The sequence below is a fragment of the Arthrobacter sp. 9E16 genome (genome assembly GCF_002929435.1).
Classification (GTDB): domain Bacteria; phylum Actinomycetota; class Actinomycetes; order Actinomycetales; family Micrococcaceae; genus Arthrobacter_B; species Arthrobacter_B sunyaminii.
The window spans coordinates 647,369-665,747 of sequence record NZ_PJIU01000003.1; the positions used below are offsets into that span (position 1 = coordinate 647,369).

General features: G+C 65.3%; 19 protein-coding genes. 17 read left to right on the forward strand and 2 right to left on the reverse strand.

Translation table 11 applies throughout. The features are described from left to right. Positions 1–62: 62 nt before the first annotated feature. On the reverse strand, positions 63–530 hold the full coding sequence (locus CXR00_RS15200) for a GNAT family N-acetyltransferase (protein WP_104055357.1): 468 nt from the start codon (positions 528–530) through the stop codon (positions 63–65). Between the two features lie 37 nt (positions 531–567). Further along, entirely contained in the window at positions 568–1,110 is a 543-nt protein-coding gene (locus CXR00_RS15205; protein ID WP_237685500.1) for a TetR/AcrR family transcriptional regulator, read from the reverse strand. Positions 1,111–1,383: 273 nt separating this feature from the next. Between CXR00_RS15205 and CXR00_RS15210 the strand changes: the two genes are divergently transcribed. From CXR00_RS15210 to CXR00_RS15290, 17 genes are all read left to right on the forward strand, one after another. Beyond that, positions 1,384–2,988 carry a carboxyl transferase domain-containing protein gene (locus CXR00_RS15210; protein WP_104055359.1) on the forward strand — a complete coding sequence of 535 codons (1,605 nt, stop codon included), beginning with the start codon at positions 1,384–1,386 and terminating at the stop codon, positions 2,986–2,988. A 7-nt stretch (positions 2,989–2,995) separates the two neighbouring features. Continuing rightward, complete coding sequence (locus CXR00_RS15215) at positions 2,996–5,128, forward strand: biotin carboxylase N-terminal domain-containing protein (RefSeq protein WP_258060515.1); 2,133 nt, start codon at positions 2,996–2,998, stop codon at positions 5,126–5,128. After that, positions 5,121–6,296: an acyl-CoA dehydrogenase family protein gene (locus CXR00_RS15220; RefSeq protein ID WP_104055361.1), complete on the forward strand. Its 1,176-nt coding sequence runs from the start codon at positions 5,121–5,123 to the stop codon at positions 6,294–6,296. The genes CXR00_RS15215 and CXR00_RS15220 overlap by 8 nt, the downstream gene beginning before the upstream one ends. A gap of 68 nt (positions 6,297–6,364) precedes the next feature. Further along, a complete protein-coding gene (locus tag CXR00_RS15225; protein WP_104055362.1) occupies positions 6,365–7,144 on the forward strand; it encodes a CoA transferase subunit A in 780 nt (259 codons plus the stop codon). A 1-nt stretch (position 7,145) separates the two neighbouring features. Next, positions 7,146–7,787, forward strand: coding sequence for a CoA transferase subunit B (locus tag CXR00_RS15230; protein ID WP_104055363.1), 642 nt, complete (start codon positions 7,146–7,148; stop codon positions 7,785–7,787). A 31-nt stretch (positions 7,788–7,818) separates the two neighbouring features. Continuing rightward, on the forward strand, positions 7,819–8,313 hold the full coding sequence (locus tag CXR00_RS15235; protein ID WP_104055578.1) for a MaoC family dehydratase: 495 nt from the start codon (positions 7,819–7,821) through the stop codon (positions 8,311–8,313). 46 nt (positions 8,314–8,359) lie between these two features. Continuing rightward, positions 8,360–9,157, forward strand: a complete 798-nt coding sequence (locus CXR00_RS15240) for a CoA ester lyase (protein WP_104055364.1) — start codon at positions 8,360–8,362, stop codon at positions 9,155–9,157. Between the two features lie 65 nt (positions 9,158–9,222). Then, positions 9,223–9,942, forward strand: coding sequence for an NAD(P)-binding oxidoreductase (locus CXR00_RS15245; RefSeq protein ID WP_258060516.1), 720 nt, complete (start codon positions 9,223–9,225; stop codon positions 9,940–9,942). A 207-nt stretch (positions 9,943–10,149) separates the two neighbouring features. Continuing rightward, the gene (gene dxr / locus CXR00_RS15250; protein WP_104055365.1) at positions 10,150–11,394 is read left to right on the forward strand and encodes a 1-deoxy-D-xylulose-5-phosphate reductoisomerase; all 1,245 of its coding nucleotides are present in this window, start codon (positions 10,150–10,152) and stop codon (positions 11,392–11,394) included. 39 nt (positions 11,395–11,433) lie between these two features. Continuing rightward, entirely contained in the window at positions 11,434–12,780 is a 1,347-nt protein-coding gene (locus CXR00_RS15255) for an RIP metalloprotease (RefSeq protein WP_104055366.1), read from the forward strand. A 93-nt stretch (positions 12,781–12,873) separates the two neighbouring features. Then, entirely contained in the window at positions 12,874–13,551 is a 678-nt protein-coding gene (locus CXR00_RS15260) for a MarR family transcriptional regulator (protein ID WP_258060517.1), read from the forward strand. After that, positions 13,551–14,036 carry a hypothetical protein gene (locus tag CXR00_RS15265; RefSeq protein WP_104055367.1) on the forward strand — a complete coding sequence of 162 codons (486 nt, stop codon included), beginning with the start codon at positions 13,551–13,553 and terminating at the stop codon, positions 14,034–14,036. Before CXR00_RS15260 ends, CXR00_RS15265 begins: the two co-directional genes overlap by 1 nt. A 25-nt stretch (positions 14,037–14,061) precedes the next feature. Next, positions 14,062–14,352 carry a YciI family protein gene (locus CXR00_RS15270; protein WP_104055368.1) on the forward strand — a complete coding sequence of 97 codons (291 nt, stop codon included), beginning with the start codon at positions 14,062–14,064 and terminating at the stop codon, positions 14,350–14,352. A gap of 111 nt (positions 14,353–14,463) precedes the next feature. Next, positions 14,464–15,630, forward strand: coding sequence for a flavodoxin-dependent (E)-4-hydroxy-3-methylbut-2-enyl-diphosphate synthase (gene ispG / locus CXR00_RS15275; protein ID WP_104055583.1), 1,167 nt, complete (start codon positions 14,464–14,466; stop codon positions 15,628–15,630). A 4-nt stretch (positions 15,631–15,634) separates the two neighbouring features. Then, positions 15,635–16,510 (forward strand): GNAT family N-acetyltransferase, encoded by an 876-nt coding sequence (locus tag CXR00_RS15280; protein WP_307859352.1) that lies wholly within the window; start codon positions 15,635–15,637, stop codon positions 16,508–16,510. 142 nt (positions 16,511–16,652) lie between these two features. Beyond that, entirely contained in the window at positions 16,653–17,375 is a 723-nt protein-coding gene (locus CXR00_RS15285; protein ID WP_104055370.1) for a hypothetical protein, read from the forward strand. Between the two features lie 100 nt (positions 17,376–17,475). Next, positions 17,476–18,213 carry a hypothetical protein gene (locus CXR00_RS15290; RefSeq protein WP_146067277.1) on the forward strand — a complete coding sequence of 246 codons (738 nt, stop codon included), beginning with the start codon at positions 17,476–17,478 and terminating at the stop codon, positions 18,211–18,213. Positions 18,214–18,379 lie beyond the last annotated feature (166 nt).

Consider the following 18,379-nt stretch of genomic DNA (forward strand, 5'->3'; position numbering starts at 1 on the left):
AGCAGAAACCCGCAGCCCCCTGGCAGGGCCTGCGGGTCTCTGTTTGGTTGTTGCCGGTGCGGCTAGCGCAGTTCGAGTTCGAGTTCGCGCACCACGGCGCCGCGGGCATTGGAGAAACCCTGGGCCTCGCCCACCACGGTGAAGCCGTACTTTTCCAGGATGGCGATGGAGCCGGCGTTGTCCGCAACAGCCCGGGCCCGGATGGGCCGCTCCGAGAATTCCTCGAGGAACTGCCCAACGGCCTTGGTGGTGATGCCCTGGCCCCAACGGTCGGTGTCAATCCAATAGCTGATCTCCGGGACGCCGCCGTCGCGGTAGGCCATGATGCCGCCAACCACGTCACCGTCGGCCACGATGGTGCGGACTGTCACGCTGGGATCGTTCAGGATGGTCTGCCAGTGGTGGTCAAACACACCGCGGTCCGACGGATTCTTGGCGGCGAACGCTGCCATATGGTTTGCACTTGGGTCCAGCTGATGGGAGAAGAATTCATCCAGGTCGGCGGGAACTACGGCACGAAGCTCAATCACAGCAGGTCTTTCTGCTCGAGGGGTTTGAATCAGACTACTAGGCATTCAGGGCGGCCCAAGCCATTGTTTCGAGGAGTGAACGAAGCCGCAGCGTCTCCCGGGGCTTCATCTTGTCGTGCAGGGTATGCGAGGTGGAGTTGATCAGTCCGAAGACCGCCTGGGCCCGGTGCCGCAGCAGCGGAAGGCCGCAGTCGGGGTGCAGGGCGGACAGTGCATCAACCCACACCTCCACGTACTGGCGCTGGAGGGACCGCACCGTGCGTTCATCCTCGGCGGGCAGGCTGTTGAGGTCCCGGTCCTGGACCCGGATCACGTTGGCCTGTCGCAGGGCGAAGTCCACCTGGAATTCCACCAGTCCCCGCAACGCCGCTTCAGCGGTGGCGGACTCGGCCATGACAGCTTTCCCGCCCTCCAGGAGGTCCTCGCTCACTCCCACGAGCAAGGCGGACAGAACAGCGGGTTTGCCGCTGAAATGCCGGTACACGGCCGGACCGCTGACACCGGCGGCTGCACCGAGTTCTTCAATGGAAACTCCGTTGTAGCCGCGTTCAGCGAAAAGCGAGGCAGCGGCCTCAAGCATGGCTGCCCTGCGGGATGCCTTGGCGAGGCTGCGTCCGGTGGTTCGGGCGGCGGACACAGGTTTTCCGTGTTTCGAAGGAGCTGCTGGGGTTGTTCCTTCTTTGGCTGCGTTCATGCCAACCTTTCCGGCAGATTCGATTCACAAACAGCTTCCATTGTGGTGGACAGCTGAGTTAATAACCAATAACCTGATTTGAGTTAGCCGTCATTAACTGGCGATGGAGCTTCCGGCACATGTGCCGAACAGCTGCCCGCACCAAGCAGAGAGACGTCAATGGAGACCCTTGCAACCCGGCTGGATCCCGCCTCACCCGACTACTCGACAAACGCCGTTGCCCAGGCGGAACTTGCCGAGGACCTTCGCAAACGGCTGGCGCAGGCTGCTCTGGGCGGACCGGTTCGCTCCAGGGAACGCCATGCGGCACGCGGGAAGCTGCTGCCGCGTGAACGCGTGGACCGGCTGCTGGATGAAGGGAGCCCGTTCCTGGAGATTTCGCCGCTGGCAGCCAACGGCATGTACGACGACGAGTGCCCGGGGGCAGGCCTGATTGCAGGGATCGGCCTCGTGCAGGGCCGCCACGTGATGGTGCTGTCCAATGACGCCACCGTCAAAGGCGGCACGTACTATCCGATGACGGTCAAGAAGCACCTGCGGGCCCAGGAGATTGCGCTCGAGAACCGGTTGCCGTGCATCTACCTTGTGGATTCCGGCGGTGCGTTCCTGCCCAAGCAGGACGACGTTTTTCCGGACCGGGAGCATTTTGGCCGGATCTTCTTCAATCAGGCACAGATGTCCGCCCGGAAGATCCCGCAGATTTCCGCGGTGCTGGGTTCCTGCACCGCCGGCGGGGCCTACGTCCCGGCCATGAGCGATGAAACCGTGATCGTGCGCAACCAGGGCACCATCTTCCTCGGCGGGCCGCCCCTGGTGAAGGCAGCCATCGGCGAAATCGTCACCGCCGAAGAACTTGGCGGCGGAGACCTGCACTCGCGAATCAGCGGCGTGACCGATCATCTGGCCGACAATGACGCCCACGCACTGGAAATCGTGCGCACCATCGTGGAAACCCTGCCCGAACAAACCCCGGCCTGGGAAATCCTGCCGACCCGGCCGCCGTCGTACTCCGAAGAGGAGATCTACGGGGCGGTGCCCGCGGACCTGCAGACCCCCTATGACGTGCGGGAACTGATCGCCCGCCTGGTGGACGGCAGTGAGTTCTCCGAGTTCAAGAAGGAGTACGGAGCCACCCTTGTCACCGGATTCGCCCGGCTGCACGGACACCGCGTGGGCATCGTGGCCAACAACGGGGTCCTGTTCTCCGAATCCGCACTCAAGGGCGCGCACTTCATTGAACTGTGCGACCAGCGCGGCATCCCGCTGATCTTCCTGCAGAACATCTCCGGCTTCATGGTGGGCCGGGACTACGAGGCCGGCGGCATTGCCAAGAACGGCGCCAAAATGGTCACCGCCGTCGCCACCGCCCGGGTTCCCAAGCTCACCGTGATTGTGGGCGGCTCCTTCGGAGCCGGCAACTACTCGATGTGCGGCCGCGCCTACTCACCGCGCTTTCTGTGGATGTGGCCCGCCGCCCGCATCTCGGTCATGGGCGGAGCACAGGCCTCCTCGGTCCTGGCCACCGTCAAGCGCGACCAGCTTGAAGCCCGCGGCGAGGAATGGGCCGCGGACGCCGAAGAAGCGTTCAAGGCACCCATCCGCGACACCTACGAAACCCAGGGCAGCCCGTACTACTCCACGGCCCGGCTGTGGGATGACGGCGTCATCGACCCGGCGGACACCCGCACCGTCCTGGGCCTGGCCCTGGACGTCTGCGCCAACGCCCCGCTGCCGGAGACCTCCTTCGGCCTCTTCCGGATGTGAGCCACTAATGACTGAACAGCGCTTTGACACCGTCCTGGTAGCCAACCGCGGCGAAATTGCCTGCCGCATCATCGCCACGCTGCGGCGGATGGGCATCCGTTCCGCTGCCGTTTACAGCGACGACGACGCCGGCGCCCGGCACGTGCGTGAGGCCGACGTTGCGGTGCGGCTGGGTCCGGCCGCACCGCGCGAGAGCTACCTCAACGTGGAGGCCGTCCTGGCCGCCTGCCGTGCCGCCGGCGCGCAGGCGGTCCATCCCGGCTACGGCTTCCTCAGCGAGTCCCTGGACTTCGCCCGCGCGCTGGAGGAGGCGGGAATCGTGTTCATCGGCCCCGGGGTAAAGGCCCTGGAACTGATGGGGGACAAGATCCGGTCCAAGAACCATGTCTCCTCCCACGGGGTTCCCGTGGTTCCCGGCATCGCCGAGCCCGGCCTGACCGATGAGCAGCTCATCGCCGCAGCGGCCGGGGTGGGGTTCCCGCTGCTGATCAAGCCCTCCGCCGGCGGGGGCGGGAAGGGCATGCACGTGGTGGAGCAGGCGGATCAGCTCACCGCCGTGCTGCCCACCGCACGCCGGGTGGCCGCTTCGGCCTTCGGCGATGACACCCTCTTTCTGGAACGGCTGATCGCGGTGCCCCGGCACATCGAGGTCCAGATCCTGGCGGACACGCACGGCAACGTCATTCACTTGGGGGAGCGGGAGTGCTCGCTGCAGCGCCGGCACCAGAAAGTCATTGAGGAAGCGCCCTCCGTCCTGCTGGATGAGGCCACGCGTGCCCGCATCGGAGAGGCCGCGTGCGACGCCGCCCGGTCGGTGGATTACACCGGTGCCGGCACCGTGGAGTTCCTGGTCTCCGATGCCGCACCCGGGGAGTTCTTCTTCATGGAGATGAACACCCGGCTCCAGGTGGAGCATCCGGTGACTGAAATGGTGACCGGACTGGACCTGGTGGAATGGCAGGTGCGCATTGCTGCCGGAGAAAAGCTGGACCTGGACCAGGGCGACGTCCGCCTGGACGGGCACGCCGTGGAGGCCCGGGTCTACGCGGAAAATCCCGCCCGTGACTTCCTGCCCACTTCCGGGCGGGTTCATGTCCTTCAGGAGCCCGCGGGGGAGGGCATCCGGGTGGATTCCTCCCTGCTGCCCGGCCTGAGGGTGTCTTCCAGCTACGATCCGATGCTGGCGAAGATCATCGCCTGGGGGCCGGACCGGGACACCGCACTGCGCCGGCTGGACGCGGCTCTGGCACAGACGGTCATCCTGGGCATCGGCACCAACATTGAATACCTGCGCCTGCTGATTAATGACCCGGACGTGCGGGCAGGGCGCCTGGATACCACCATGATCGAGCGCAAGCTTCCGGACCTGGATTTCCGCCGGCCCGGCGAGGCTGAACTGGCTGCCGCAGCACTGGCGACGGCGGAGGATCTCGCGGCGGGACCGTCTCCCTGGGGCCGGGCCGACGGCTGGCGGCTGGGGGTGCGGGCACCGCTGACCCTCGTGTTCGCCGCGGCGGATCCCGAGCTGCCCGACGACGTCGTCATCCTCCGCGGCAGTGCCTCCGACGCTGCGGTCACCGTCAACGGCGGACCCGAGCGCAGCGCCTCGCTGCGCCGGGACGGACACCATGCCCTGGTGACGCTGAACGGCGTCATGTATCCGCTGATGCTGGCCTCTCTTCCCGGCGAGGACGGTGCAACGCCGATCCTGTGGACCGCCGATGCCGGTTACGCCGCGCCCCTGCGGCGCAGGACCCGGACTGAACTGCTGGCCGCGGACCGGGCGTCGGCCGGCAGGGCCGAAGGCGCCGCCGATCCGGTGCTGCGCTCGCCGATGCCCGGCACCGTGGTGGCCGTGGCAGTGGCCGACGGCGACAGGGTCACCGCCGGCCAGCCACTGCTCAGCGTGGAAGCCATGAAGATGGAGCACCAGCTTGTTGCTCCGGCAGGCGGCGTCGTCTCCCTGAACCTGCGCCCCGGTGACCTGGTCAAGGCCGACCAGGTGCTGGCCGTGGTAACGCCCGATCCTGAACCTGCTGAACCCGAAGAACCCGCAGCACCCGAAGAACCCGTAGCATCCCCGGCCGCAGCTTCCGCCGCCGGGACCGCCGAACCGCTCGAAGGAGCAGGACATGCCTGATTTTGAACTGAGTGAGGATTACCAGGACCTGGTGGACATGGTCCGTGACTTCGCGGATACCGTGGTGGCCCCCGTCTCCGCGCAGCACGACGAGGAACACAGCTTCCCCTACAAGGTGGTGGCGCAGATGGGCGAGATGGGGTTGTTCGGCCTGCCGTTCCCGGAGGAATACGGCGGCATGGGCGGCGACTACTTTGCCCTCGCCCTGGCGCTGGAGCAGCTGGCCCGGGTGGACCAGTCGGTGGCCATCACTCTGGAGGCCGGCGTTTCCCTGGGCGCCATGCCCGTCTACCGGTTCGGCACCGAGGAGCAGAAGCAGCAGTGGCTGCCCATGCTGGCCTCCGGTGAAGCGCTGGCCGGCTTTGGCCTGACGGAGTCCGAAGCCGGCTCCGATGCCGGCGGTACCCGGACCAAGGCTTACCGGGACAACGGAGAATGGGTGATCAACGGAAGCAAGCAGTTCATCACCAACTCCGGCACCGACATCACGCGCCTGGTCACCGTCACCGCCGTCACCGGCACCTCCGAAGTCCCGGACGGGCAGGGTGGAACCCGGGTCAAGAAGCAGATCTCTACCATCATGGTCCCCACTGACACGCCCGGATTCACCGCGGAAAAGGCCTATAACAAGGTGGGCTGGAACGCCTCGGACACCCATCCGCTGACGCTGGAGAACGTGCGCGTCCCGGAAGCAAACCTGCTGGGCGCCGAGGGGCGCGGTTATGCGAACTTCCTGCAGATCCTCGATGAAGGGCGCATCGCCATCGCCGCCCTGGCCACGGGAGCGGCACAGGGCTGCGTGGAGGAGTCGCTGCGCTACGCCAGGGAGCGGGAACAGTTCGGCGCCGCCATCGGCACCAACCAGGCTATTTCCTTCAAGATCGCCCGCATGCAGACCCGCGCCCACACCGCCCGTCTGGCCTACTATGACGCAGCGGCGCGGATGCTGGCCGGCAAGCCGTTCAAGACCCAGGCTGCCATGGCCAAGCTGGTTGCCGGTGAGGCGGCCATGGACAACGCGCGCGACGCCACGCAGATTTTCGGCGGTTACGGTTTCATCAATGAGTACCGTGTGGCCCGGCACTACCGTGATTCCAAGATCCTGGAAGTCGGCGAGGGCACCACAGAGGTCCAGTTGATGCTCATTGCCCGCGAACTGGGGCTCTAGGATAGGCGGAACACTCCGGTGGGGTGCAGGTCAGGTTGGTCAAGGACGATTAACGAACGGACAAATTCATGATTGACAAGGTGATAGCCACGGCCGCCGAAGCCGTGGCAGATATCCCCGACGGCGCGTCGCTGGCTGTGGGAGGCTTTGGGCTGTGCGGGATCCCCGTGGCGCTGATCGACGCCCTGCATGATCAAGGGGCCACCGACCTGGAAACGGTGAGCAACAACTGCGGCGTGGATGACTGGGGCCTGGGCCGGCTCCTCGCCGATCACCGCATCCGCCGCACGGTGAGTTCCTACGTCGGAGAGAACAAGGAGTTCGCCCGCCAGTTTTTGGCCGGGGAGCTGGAAGTCGTTCTGACGCCCCAGGGCACCCTGGCTGAAAAGCTGCGGGCCGGCGGCGCCGGAATTCCCGCCTTCTATACGAGCGCCGGAGTGGGCACGCAGGTGAGCGAGGGCGGTTTGCCGCAGCGGTACGACGCCGACGGCGCGGTTGTGCAGGCATCGGAGCCCAAGGAGGTGCGCACCTTCCGGGACGCTCCGTTTGTGCTGGAAGAATCCCTCACCCCGGACTACGCCCTGGTGCATGCCTGGAAGGGGGACCGGCACGGAAACCTGGTGTTCTCTGCCACCGCCATGAACTTCAACCCGCTCTGCGCCATGGCCGGGCAGATCACCATCGCCGAAGTTGAAGAGCTGGTGGAACCCGGACAACTGGACCCTGCATCCGTCCACGTTCCCGGAATCTTTGTCCAGCGCGTGGTGGAGGTGGGGCCGGGAGAAAAACGCATTGAAAAACGCACCGTGACCCCAGCAGCTGCCTCAACTTCCCCGAAGGAGGCCTGACATGGCCCTGACCCGTGAAGAACTGGCCGCCCGGGTGGCCCGCGAACTGGAAAACGGACAGTACGTCAATCTCGGCATCGGCATGCCCACCCTCATCCCCAACTACATTCCCGAGGGAGTGGAAGTGGTGCTGCACTCCGAAAACGGTGTGCTCGGCGTCGGGCCCTATCCGCTGGAAGAAGACCTGAACCCGGACCTGATCAACGCGGGCAAGGAAACCGTGACGGTGAACGCCGGTGCCTCGTTCTTCGATTCCGCGGCCTCGTTTGGCATGGTCCGCGGCGGACACGTGGATGTGGCCGTGCTGGGAGCCATGGAAGTGGCTGCCAACGGAGACCTGGCCAACTGGATGATTCCCGGCAAGATGGTCAAGGGCATGGGCGGCGCCATGGATCTGGTGTTCGGCGCCAAGCGGCTGATCGTGATGATGGACCATACGGACCGCAGCGGCAATCCGAAAATCGTCTCTGAGTGCTCCCTGCCGCTGACCGGCCGAGCCTGCGTGAACCTGATCGTCACCGACCTCGCCGTCATCGAGGTGGGCCCGGAGGGACTGATACTGCGAGAAACCGCACCCGGAGTGAGCGTGGACGAAGTCCTTGCCGTCACCGGTGCACCTCTGGAGGTTCGCCTTGACGTATGAGGAACCGGACGCCGGAACCGGGGAGCGGACCATGGCGCCGCGGGTCGTTGAGCAGCGCGGTCTTTGGTTTGAGGAGTTCGAGCCGGGCACGGTGTACCGGCACCGGCCGGGCCGCACCGTCACAGAGGCGGACAACGTCCTGTTCACCACCCTGACCATGAACGCCCAGGGACTGCACCTGGACGCTGCCTACAGTGCGGACCAGCCGTTTGGACAGCGGCTCGTGAACTCCATGTTTACCCTGGCCACCATGGTGGGACAGTCCGTGGGGCAGCTGACCCAGGGCACTCTCGTGGCGCAGCTGGGACTGGGGGATATCAGCTTCCCGCATCCGCTGTTCCACGGGGACACCCTGTATACGGAAACCGAGGTACTGGACAAGCGGCTCTCCGGTTCCCGGCCGGGGCAGGGGATCGTCACCCTGGCCCACACGGGCAGGAACCAGGACGGCGAGGTGGTGGGACGGTGTACCCGGACCGCCCTGGTGTGGACCCGGGCCGCCGGAACGGGCGCTGAGATAGGTTGAAGCAACGAACCAAACTCAAGGAGATCTCCGCGTGACTACATTCCCCATGGGACCTGCATTGCTTTTCTGCCCGGCGGACCGGCCGGAACGGTTCGCCAAGGCGGCCGACCGGGCAGATGCCGTGATCCTGGATCTGGAAGACGCCGTCGCCCCCGCAGACAAGGAAGCCGCCCGCCGGAACCTCATCGCCTCCACCCTCGATCCGGCCACCACCATGGTGCGCTTGAATCCCGTGGGCACCGAAGACTTCGAAAAGGACCTGGCGGCTGTGCGCCAGACTCCGTACCGGACCCTGATGGTCGCCAAATCCGAAGACGCATCCGCCATGGGGCAGGCGCTCGCGGATTTCACCGTCGTCGCGCTGCTGGAAACCGCACTGGGTGTGGTCCGGGCGGCAGAGATCGCCCAGTTGTCCTGTGTTGCCGCTCTGATGTGGGGCGCCGAGGACCTGATGGCGTCCCTGGGCGGAGACTCCAGCCGCGGTCCGGACGGCACCTACCGCGGTGTTGCCCGGCACGCCCGCGCTGCGGTGCTGCTGGCCGCCGGCGCGTTCGGCAAGGGAGCCATCGACTCGATCTACGGCAACATTGGGGACACTCAGGGACTGGAAGTGGAAGCGCGCGACGCCGTGGCTTCCGGATTCGCTGCGAAGGCCTGCATCCATCCCGGGCAGGTGGCGGCGGTCCGGTCTGCCTATGCGCCGTCCGCAGATGAGGTGGCTTATGCCGCGGATGTGATTGCCGAAGCCGCTAACCACGGAGGAGTCTTTAACTTTCGCGGCGAGATGATCGACGGCCCGTTGCTGAAGCAGGCACGCCAGACCCTGGACCGGGCCGGCCGCTGATCCTGTCCCCACCTTCGCCGGCTCAGATGCCTGTGTACGACTGCGGTACTTGAACCGGATTTGCGATGTCCACCCGGGACACCTGCGGTGCGCTGCGCTACCTTCGAAAGATGCGCATAGTCATTGCAGGAGCCCATGGACAGATTGCCCGCGAACTGGGCCGGTTGCTTGTGGCCCATGACCACGATGTGGCCGGTCTGATCCGCAACCCCGATCAGGCAGGGGACCTTGAGGCCGACGGAGTGGCACCAGTGGTGATCGATCTGGAGAACAGCATCCTGGACGATGTCATCCAGGTGCTGACCGGAGCCGATGCGGCCGTGTTCGCCGCCGGTGCGGGACCGGGCAGCGGGGCGGAGCGGAAGGACAGCGTTGACCGGGGCGCCGCTGTACTGCTGGCCGAGGGAGCAGAGCAGGCCGGTGTGGTCCGGTTCGTTCAAATCTCCTCCGTGGGTTTGGACGCGGTCCGCGATGGTGCCCGACCGGAGGGTCTGGACGACGTCATGTATGCCTACCTCACCGCGAAGCTGGCAGCCGAGGAGGACCTGATGACCCGGGACCTGGACTGGACCATTGTTCGGCCCGGCCGACTGACGAATGACCCGGCCGTGGGGCGAGTGGATCTGGCGCCCTCGGTGGAGCAGGGCAGCATTCCCCGGCACGACGTCGCAGCCGTGCTCGCCGAGCTCGTCACCAGCGGCCGCGGCAGCAGGCAAATCCTGGAGCTGGTCTCCGGACCGTCCAACATTCCGGACGCCGTGGCGGCACTGCCCATCACTCTCTAGCGGCGTTCCTGCGCTGTCAGGCCGCGTGTGCGCAGATATGGTGACTACGAACGCCGCCACCTCCAAAGCTGCACCCTCGTTGGCTGTGCCGGATCTTTCGTGCAGATAACGGGCCTTGCCAATTGGTGCGGTGGCTGTTTGAGCCCGTTATCTTTACGAAGGTTCCGGGGGAAGCCGCCGCACGTCCGGGTGGGCGATACTGGAAGCATGCAGCTTCCCGGAACTTCAGGCACCCCGTCCGCAGCCACCCACCGGCCCTTCGGCAGCACTGAGGGCGTGCCCCGCCGCGTAGTGCTCCTGGGGTCCACCGGTTCCATCGGCACCCAGGCCATCGATGTGGCGGACGCTGCCCCGGACCGCTTCACCATCGTCGCCCTCGCAGCGGGCGGCTCCAACCTGGACCTGCTCGCGCAGCAGGCCGTCCACACCCGGGCCGCCGCCGTCGGCTGCGCCCTGGCGGACAAAGACACCCTGCACAAAGCGGTGCAGGACGCCGCCCGCGATGCCGGAGTGAGCGACTACGATCCGGAACTGTTTACCGGCCCCTCGGCCGCCACCGCCATTGCCGCTTGGCCCGAAGCCGAAGTGGTGCTCAACGGCATCACTGGTTCCATCGGCCTGGAACCCACCCTCGCGGCCCTTGCCGCCGGACACCTGCTGGCACTGGCCAACAAGGAATCCCTGATTGTCGGGGGAGAGCTGGTCAAGAAGGCCGCAGCCCCCGGACAGCTGGTCCCCGTGGACTCCGAACACTCCGCCCTGGCCCAGGCACTGCGTTCCGGCACACCGGAGGAAGTGGACCGATTGGTGGTTACTGCCTCCGGCGGCCCGTTCCGCGGCATGAAGCGTGCGGAACTGCAAAATGTCACCCCCGCCCAGGCGCTGGCCCACCCCACCTGGAAGATGGGCCGGATGGTCACCACCAATTCGGCATCCATGGTCAACAAGGCCCTCGAAGTCATCGAGGCACACCTGCTCTTCGATATCCCGCTGGAACGGATCGACGTCGTTGTCCATCCCCAGTCAGTGGTCCATTCCATGGTCCAGTTCGTGGACGGCTCCACCATTGCCCAGGCGTCGCCCCCGGACATGCGCCTGCCGATCGCGCTGGGCATGGGCTGGCCGCACCGCGTTCCCGGAGCGGCAAAACCCTGTGACTGGACCCGGGCCGCGGAATGGACCTTCGAGCCGCTGGATGAGGAGGCCTTCCCCGCCGTCGCGCTGGCCAAGCGCACCGCGGCGGCCGGAGGAACCGGAATGGCGGTCTACAACGCCGCTAACGAGGAAGCCGTGGATGCCTTCCATGACGGTCTCATCGGATTCACAGACATCGTTGATACGATCGCCGCCGTACTGGCTGAACACACCGACACTGCGCCGCTGACGCTGGAGTCGGTCCTGGCAGCCGAGAAGTGGGCCCGCACCGCCGCACGCAAACGGTGCGGACGCTAAAGCCATGACCCGCAGTTCCGCTGAACCGAAGGAAAACCGTTGACCGTTCTGCTCTTCATCCTGGGCGTCTTGTTCGTGGCGGTGGGTATCGCCGTGTCCATTGCGCTGCACGAGGTGGGCCACCTGGTGCCGGCGAAGGCCTTCAAGGTCCGGGTGACGCAGTACATGATCGGTTTCGGTCCCACTGTGTTCTCCCGGCGCCGCGGTGAAACCGAATACGGCGTCAAAGCACTGCCGCTGGGCGGTTACGTCTCGATGGTGGGCATGTACCCGCCGAACAAGGCCGACGACGCCGATGGCACCGTCCGCAGTTCAAGCACGGGCATGTTTCAGCAGCTGGCCACGGATGCCCGTGCAGCGGCCGCCGAGCAGCTTCAGCCCGGCGACGAAAACCGCATGTTCTACAACCTGCCGATCTGGAAGCGCATCATCGTCATGCTCGGCGGGCCCTTCATGAACCTGCTGATCGGCGTCGTGCTTTTCGCCGTGCTGCTCATGGGGTTCGGGACGGCGCAGAGCACCACCCGGCTCGCCGAGGTCAACCAGTGCGTGATCACGTCCGACCAGGCCGCCCAGGGACAGACGGAATGCACCGACGCGGACCCGGCCGCACCCGCCTATGAAGCGGGGCTGCTGCCCGGGGACACCATCACCGCCTTCGACGGACAGCCGGTGGACGGCTGGAACGATCTCTCAGCCCGCATCAAGGAAGCGGCCGGCCGGTCGGTGCCCGTCACCTATGTGCGCGACGGCGTGGAGCAGGACACCATGATCACGCCGCTGCTGACCGAACGTCCCGTGACGGACGACGACGGCGCCCCCGTCACCGACGACGCCGGCAACCCGGTCACCAGGGAAGTCGGATTCATCGGCGTGGCTGCCGCCACGGAACTGGTCCGGCAACCTGGTACTGAGGTCCTGCCTGCAGTGGGGGACAATCTGCGCAGCATTGCGGGTGTGGTTATCAACCTGCCGCAGCGGGTGGTGGACGTGGCACAGGCAGCGTTCTCCTCGGAAGAGCGTGATCCGAACGGCCCGATCAGCGTGGTGGGCGTGGGTCGCATCGCCGGCGAAATCTCAGCCCTGGAGGAAGTTCCGGTAGCCAGCAAGGTGGCCACCCTCGTTGGCCTGGTGGCCAGCGTGAACCTGGCCCTGTTCGTCTTCAACCTGATCCCGCTGCTGCCGCTGGACGGCGGCCACGTGGCGGGAGCGCTCTGGGAGGGGCTGCGCCGGCGGCTAGCGAAGCTGTTCAAGCGTCCGGACCCGGGACACTTTGACCTGGCGAAAATGCTGCCGGTCACGTACGTGGTCTTCGCCCTGCTGATGGGGATGAGTGTGCTGCTGATCTACGCGGACATCGTGAAACCGGTAAGCCTCTTCAACTAGGGTGCGCCAACCCCGGAACGCCTGCGCCGGGTCGCCGGAGAATTGAATCCGAAAACGGTTGTTATTTCAATTACAACCGCATACGGTTTCAATATGTTTGTGTTGACGATCGATCAAAAGGGTAGCCGCAAAGGCCGGGACCGGGTGCCGGAACTGCTGGAGCTGCTCGGGACGGTGCCGATGGACCGGCCCTTTGAGCGGTCGGTCGGCGATGAAGTCCAGGGCATCACCAACGATGCCGGTGCTGCGGTGGAAGCCGCCCTGCTCGCCCTGCGCAACGGCCACTGGTCTGTGGGAATCGGGGTCGGGGCGGTTGATCTGCCCCTGCCGGCCAGCACCCGGGAAGCCTCGGGCCCCGCCTTTGTGGCAGCACGCGAAGCCGTGGACCGGGCCAAGAAGACCGGCGACCGCCCGCCCCTGGCAGTCGCCGGAGCGCCGGGAGTAGCTGAGGCTGAAGCCGTATTGGTGCTGATTGGACGGCTGATCCGGGACCGCACCCCCGAGCAGTGGCGCATCCTGGAGCATGTGGAACCCGGAACCTGGGGCTCCCAGAGTGCGGCCGCCCGCAAGCTCGGGATCAGCCCGCAGTCCGTGGGGAAGACGACGGCGCGCGCCGGATGGCAGGAAGAATGGGCTGCCCGTCCGGCAGCAGCCGTGCTGCTGGCCCGCGCCGATGAACAGGCCGGTCCGGACGATCCGGCCCGCTCTACTGACCCGGCCCGCACTAACGCCACGCCGGGTTCGGCAACCGGCCAAGGAGTGCTCCCGTGATGGACTTTCTGTGGGTTGTCCTGGCCCTGCTGGCAGCAGCAGCGTTGGGCTGGCCGGTCACAGCCGCCGTGCTGAGGCTGGCCCGTGCCGTGGAAAATTCCGGACCGCCGTTCTCCGAAGCCGATCCGGCGGCCGATCAGAACCTCGATGCCGAACTCGTGGCAGGCAGCCGGGCAGCCCCGGGCGGAATCCGGTCCGGAGGGTCGGCAGCCGGCCCCCGGGTACGGGCAGGCAGCACCCCGGCTCCGGGTTCCGTGCTCCGCGGCGGACTTGTGATAGGTGTACTCGAACGGTTGGCCGTCGCGGGTGCCATCCTCGCCTCCGAACCGGTGGCGATCGCCTATGTGGTGGCCATCAAGGGCCTGGGGCGGTATGCCGAGCTGAAGGAAACACCCGCGGCAGCCGAACGTTTCATCATCGGCACCCTGACCTCCATGCTGTGGGCTGTGGCGGTGGCCACGGCAGCGCGCGCCTTCCTGTTGTGAGAAAGGCATCCCGTAGGCTGGGCTAATGAGCATTTTCGCAGTTGAATACGTGTACGACGCCGATTCCGCCTCCATCCGCGAGGAGCACCGTCCCCGCCACCGCCAGTGGCTGTCCGGCCTGGTGGAAGAGGGCCGCGTGCTCGCATCGGGTCCGTTTGCGGACGGAGCGGGAGCGCTGCTGATTTTCACCGCCGAAGACGAGTCGGACCTGCTCTCCCTGCTCAAGCAGGACCCCTTTGCCTCAGTCGGGGCCATTTCCGGGATGAAGACCACTCAGTGGTCACCTGCAGTAGGTGCCTTCGCTCACCTTGTCTAAGCCCTGAACGATATTCGTACCCCCGGCGCCCGTCCGGGTGGATAATGGATTAGCGCGGATCCGTACCGCACTTTTGCCGAATACATGCCGATAAGGCACATGGAGGACGTTTTGACCTCGGTCAACCTTGGAATGCCAGCAGCACCGCCGCCCACCTTGGCACCGCGGCGAAAAACCCGCCAGATCAAAGTGGGCTCCGTGGGAGTCGGATCCGATTTCCCCATCAGCGTCCAGTCCATGACCACCACGCCCACCACGGACATCAACGCCACCTTGCAGCAGATCGCGGAGTTGACGGCGTCGGGCTGTGACATTGTCCGCGTTGCCTGCCCCAGTGCCGATGACGCTGCAGCGTTGCCGATCATCGCGAAAAAGTCCCAGATTCCCGTGATCGCGGACATCCACTTCCAGCCGAAGTATGTCTTTGCAGCCATCGACGCCGGTTGTGCCGCAGTACGGGTGAACCCGGGCAACATCCGCAAGTTCGATGACCAGATCAAGGAAATCGCGCAGGCAGCCAAAGACCACGGGACATCCATCCGCATCGGTGTCAACGCGGGCTCCCTGGATCCCCGTTTGCTGGCCAAGTACGGAAAGGCAACCCCCGAGGCCCTGGTCGAATCGGCAGTCTGGGAAGCATCCCTCTTTGAGGAGCACGATTTCCACGACTTCAAGATCTCGGTTAAGCACAATGACCCGGTGGTCATGGTGCGTGCCTATGAGCTGCTGGCAGAACGCGGCGACTGGCCGCTGCACCTGGGCGTAACCGAGGCCGGTCCCGCGTTCCAAGGAACCATCAAGTCCGCAACCGCCTTCGGGGCCCTCCTGTCCAAGGGCATTGGCGACACCATCCGCGTGTCCCTGTCGGCCCCGCCTGTGGAGGAAATCAAGGTGGGCAACCAGATCCTGCAGTCGCTGAACCTGCGTCCGCGGAAGCTGGAGATTGTGTCCTGCCCTTCCTGCGGACGCGCCCAGGTGGACGTGTACACTCTCGCAGAGCAGGTCACCGCCGGACTCGAGGGCATGGAAGTTCCCCTCCGCGTCGCGGTCATGGGCTGCGTCGTCAACGGACCGGGCGAGGCCCGTGAAGCTGACCTCGGGGTGGCCTCCGGAAACGGCAAGGGCCAGATCTTTGTGAAGGGGGAAGTCATCAAGACTGTTCCCGAAGACCAGATCGTTGAGACCCTCATTGAAGAAGCTATGAAGATCGCAGAGAGCATGGGGGAGTCCGATGGCGAAAATGCTGGCACGGGTGGCCCCATGGTTACCGTCGGCTAAAACCGTGACAACTGACCGCAGCGGACGCGATGTCCGCGGCGGCAGTTCCGGTGAGCTGCGCATTCTGGGCAAGGGCGACACCGCTGCCCTCAGGGAACTTGCCGAGCAGGATCCGGTGGCCAACATTTTTATGTTGTCCCACCTTGAGGCCACGGGTACCGCAGCGCCCACGTCCGCCGGCGGGCGGATTGTGGGAGTGTTCGACGGCGGGAAACTCAGTGCCGCCTGCTGGGCGGGAGTGAACGTTGTTCCGGTGGGCGTGACGGCGGAGAACGGTCCGGAAATTGGCCAGTTCCTTGGCCGGTCCAAAAACCGTTATTCCTCCATCTTCGGTCCGGCGGAAGCAGTGTTGTCCATCTGGTCGGAACTGCAGCACTCCAGCCCCCGGCCCTTCGATGTGCGCAGCGACCAGCCTCTGCTGCAGATGACCGGAGTGTCCCAGGTGCAGCCCGCTCCCGGGCTCCGCTATAGCCAGGCTTCGGAGCTGGATGTCCTCCTGCCCGCGTGCGCTGCCATGTTCGAAGAGGAAGTGGGCTATTCACCCATCTCCGGGGGAAGCCACCACTACCGGCAGCGGGTCAAGTCCCTGATCGCGCGCGGGCAGTCCCTGGTGGACTTCGATGCCTCCGGCCGTGTGGTCTTCAAAGCCGAACTCGGCACGGTCTCCAGCAGCGCCGTTCAAATCCAGGGCGTGTGGATGAACCCCGCCTACCGCGGACAGGGACTGAGCGCACCGTACATGTCCGCCGTCGTTGAGGCAGCCCGGCAGGTGGCGCCGCTGGTCAGCCTGTATGTCAACTCATATAACGCACCGGCGCGGGCGACTTATGAAGCCGTGGGTTTCGAACAGGTTGGCACCTTCGCCACCATCCTCTTCTAATCCTCGTCGAAGTACACACCGGCGATTTCGCGTGAAGCGCATCACCACCCTAGGATCATCAGTGCACTGCCTATAAGAAGGTGCATTGACTATCAAGTTCCGTTGCCGGTTTGGCCGGCAACGGTGCAACCCTGGGGGGAAAATGAAGAACACCATGAAAGCCGGCGCCCTGCTGCTTGTGGGGATGCTGGCTCTTTCTGCCTGCGGCAGCTCCGATGAGCCAGCTTCCGCCTCGGACTCAGAGGCGTCCGCTTCGCCGTCTCCCACGGCTACGCTGGCCGTCGGGCAAGAGCAGTACACGGCGGATGAGCTCCTGGCGGCTATCGAAGCCGTGAACACCGCGCAGGGCGGAACCGGTGAAGTATCCGACGACGCGGCCTTCCGTGCGTACCTGACCGACCAGTCGCTGCCCGAGGACATCATGGTTACGCCCGCCGAGTGTGAGGGAATCGCGGGTTTTGCGAACTTCTTCGGCGACGTGGACCAGGCCAACCTTGCGTCCGTAAAGCTCGGTTCCGATCAGAAGCTCACGGTGGTCAGCCATCCTGAAGCCTCGGCCCTTGACGCTCAGATGCAGGACAATGACGGCCTGCTGGGCGAATGTGCCGAGTTCGAGATGGGCGACGAGGAATTCACCGCCGCCGGCACCACTGAGCGCCTCGATGTGTCCACTGGGGCACCGCAGACTCAGGCCTTCAGCCTGACGATGACTGCCGAGGGCACTACCCTGAGCGGTTTGAAGGTTTCCGCCGCAACGGGTACCACCAACATCGTTCTCACCAACAGCAACGCAGCGGACCCGGAGGAAGCTTCAGCCCAGGCCGCGGAACTCATTGACGCGGTTCTTGCGGAGCTGGAGAAGTAAAGCACCGAATAAGCCTCCCGGTAGCTTCGCAGGCAGAAGGTGCCGGAACCATCACCGCTGGCGGGGACAACCCGGGCAGCAGAATATTGGGGGATCAACCATGAATAAATCCATGAAGGCCGGAGCACTGCTTGTGGCCGGCGTTTTTGCACTTTCCGGCTGCGGCAGTTCAAACGAGGGCAGTGAGGCCGCATCCGAATCCTCACCGTCGGCAACGCCCACTCCCACGCCAACACTGGCCGTGGGGCAGGAGCAGTACACGCCGGCTGAGCTTGAAACCGCTTTGGCCGCCATCCTGGCCGACCGGGGCATGGCGGGTGAAGTCATCACCCAGCAGGACCTGGCTCCCATGCTTGAAGGTGCGCCTGATCAGCTGGCCGGGGTGGTTATCACTCCGGAGCAGTGCGATGTCCTGGCATCCGCTGACATTGCCGCCACGCTGGACAGCGCCAATATGGCCATGATCATGCTCAGCGAAACGGACACCCTCACTATTGCCAGCCACCCGAGTGCGTCCATCATGGACAAGCAGGTTCAAGACAACACCCGGCTGCTGGAGGACTGTGCGCAGTTCCAGATGGAAGCCGGCGGGCAGGTCATTAGCGCTGCGGTTGATTCGCTCGACGCGTCCACAGACGGACAGACAACCCAGGCGTTCCGAACGACTATTACCGCCGCTGAGCAGGTAACTGACACCGTTCAGGTCAGTGCAGTGTCCGGCACGACCAACGTCCAGGTCAGCATGACCGGCAATCTCACGACTGCTGCGGAGTCCGAGGAAGCAATCGCCCAGGCGGAGACGATCATTAACGAAGTGCTGGCCGAGCTGGAGAAGTAAGGGCTCTGGGCGGGGGCCGCGGCCTCTGTCCGCCCGAACGGGGCCGGACCTGCGCTGTGGGTCCGGCCCCGCCGTCGTCGTCCGCTTGTCCGGCAGCGGGGGCGGCAGGCGCTAGATTAGAGGGGAGCAGTATTTCCCTCATTTGTCCCAGCATGAATGCAGCCAC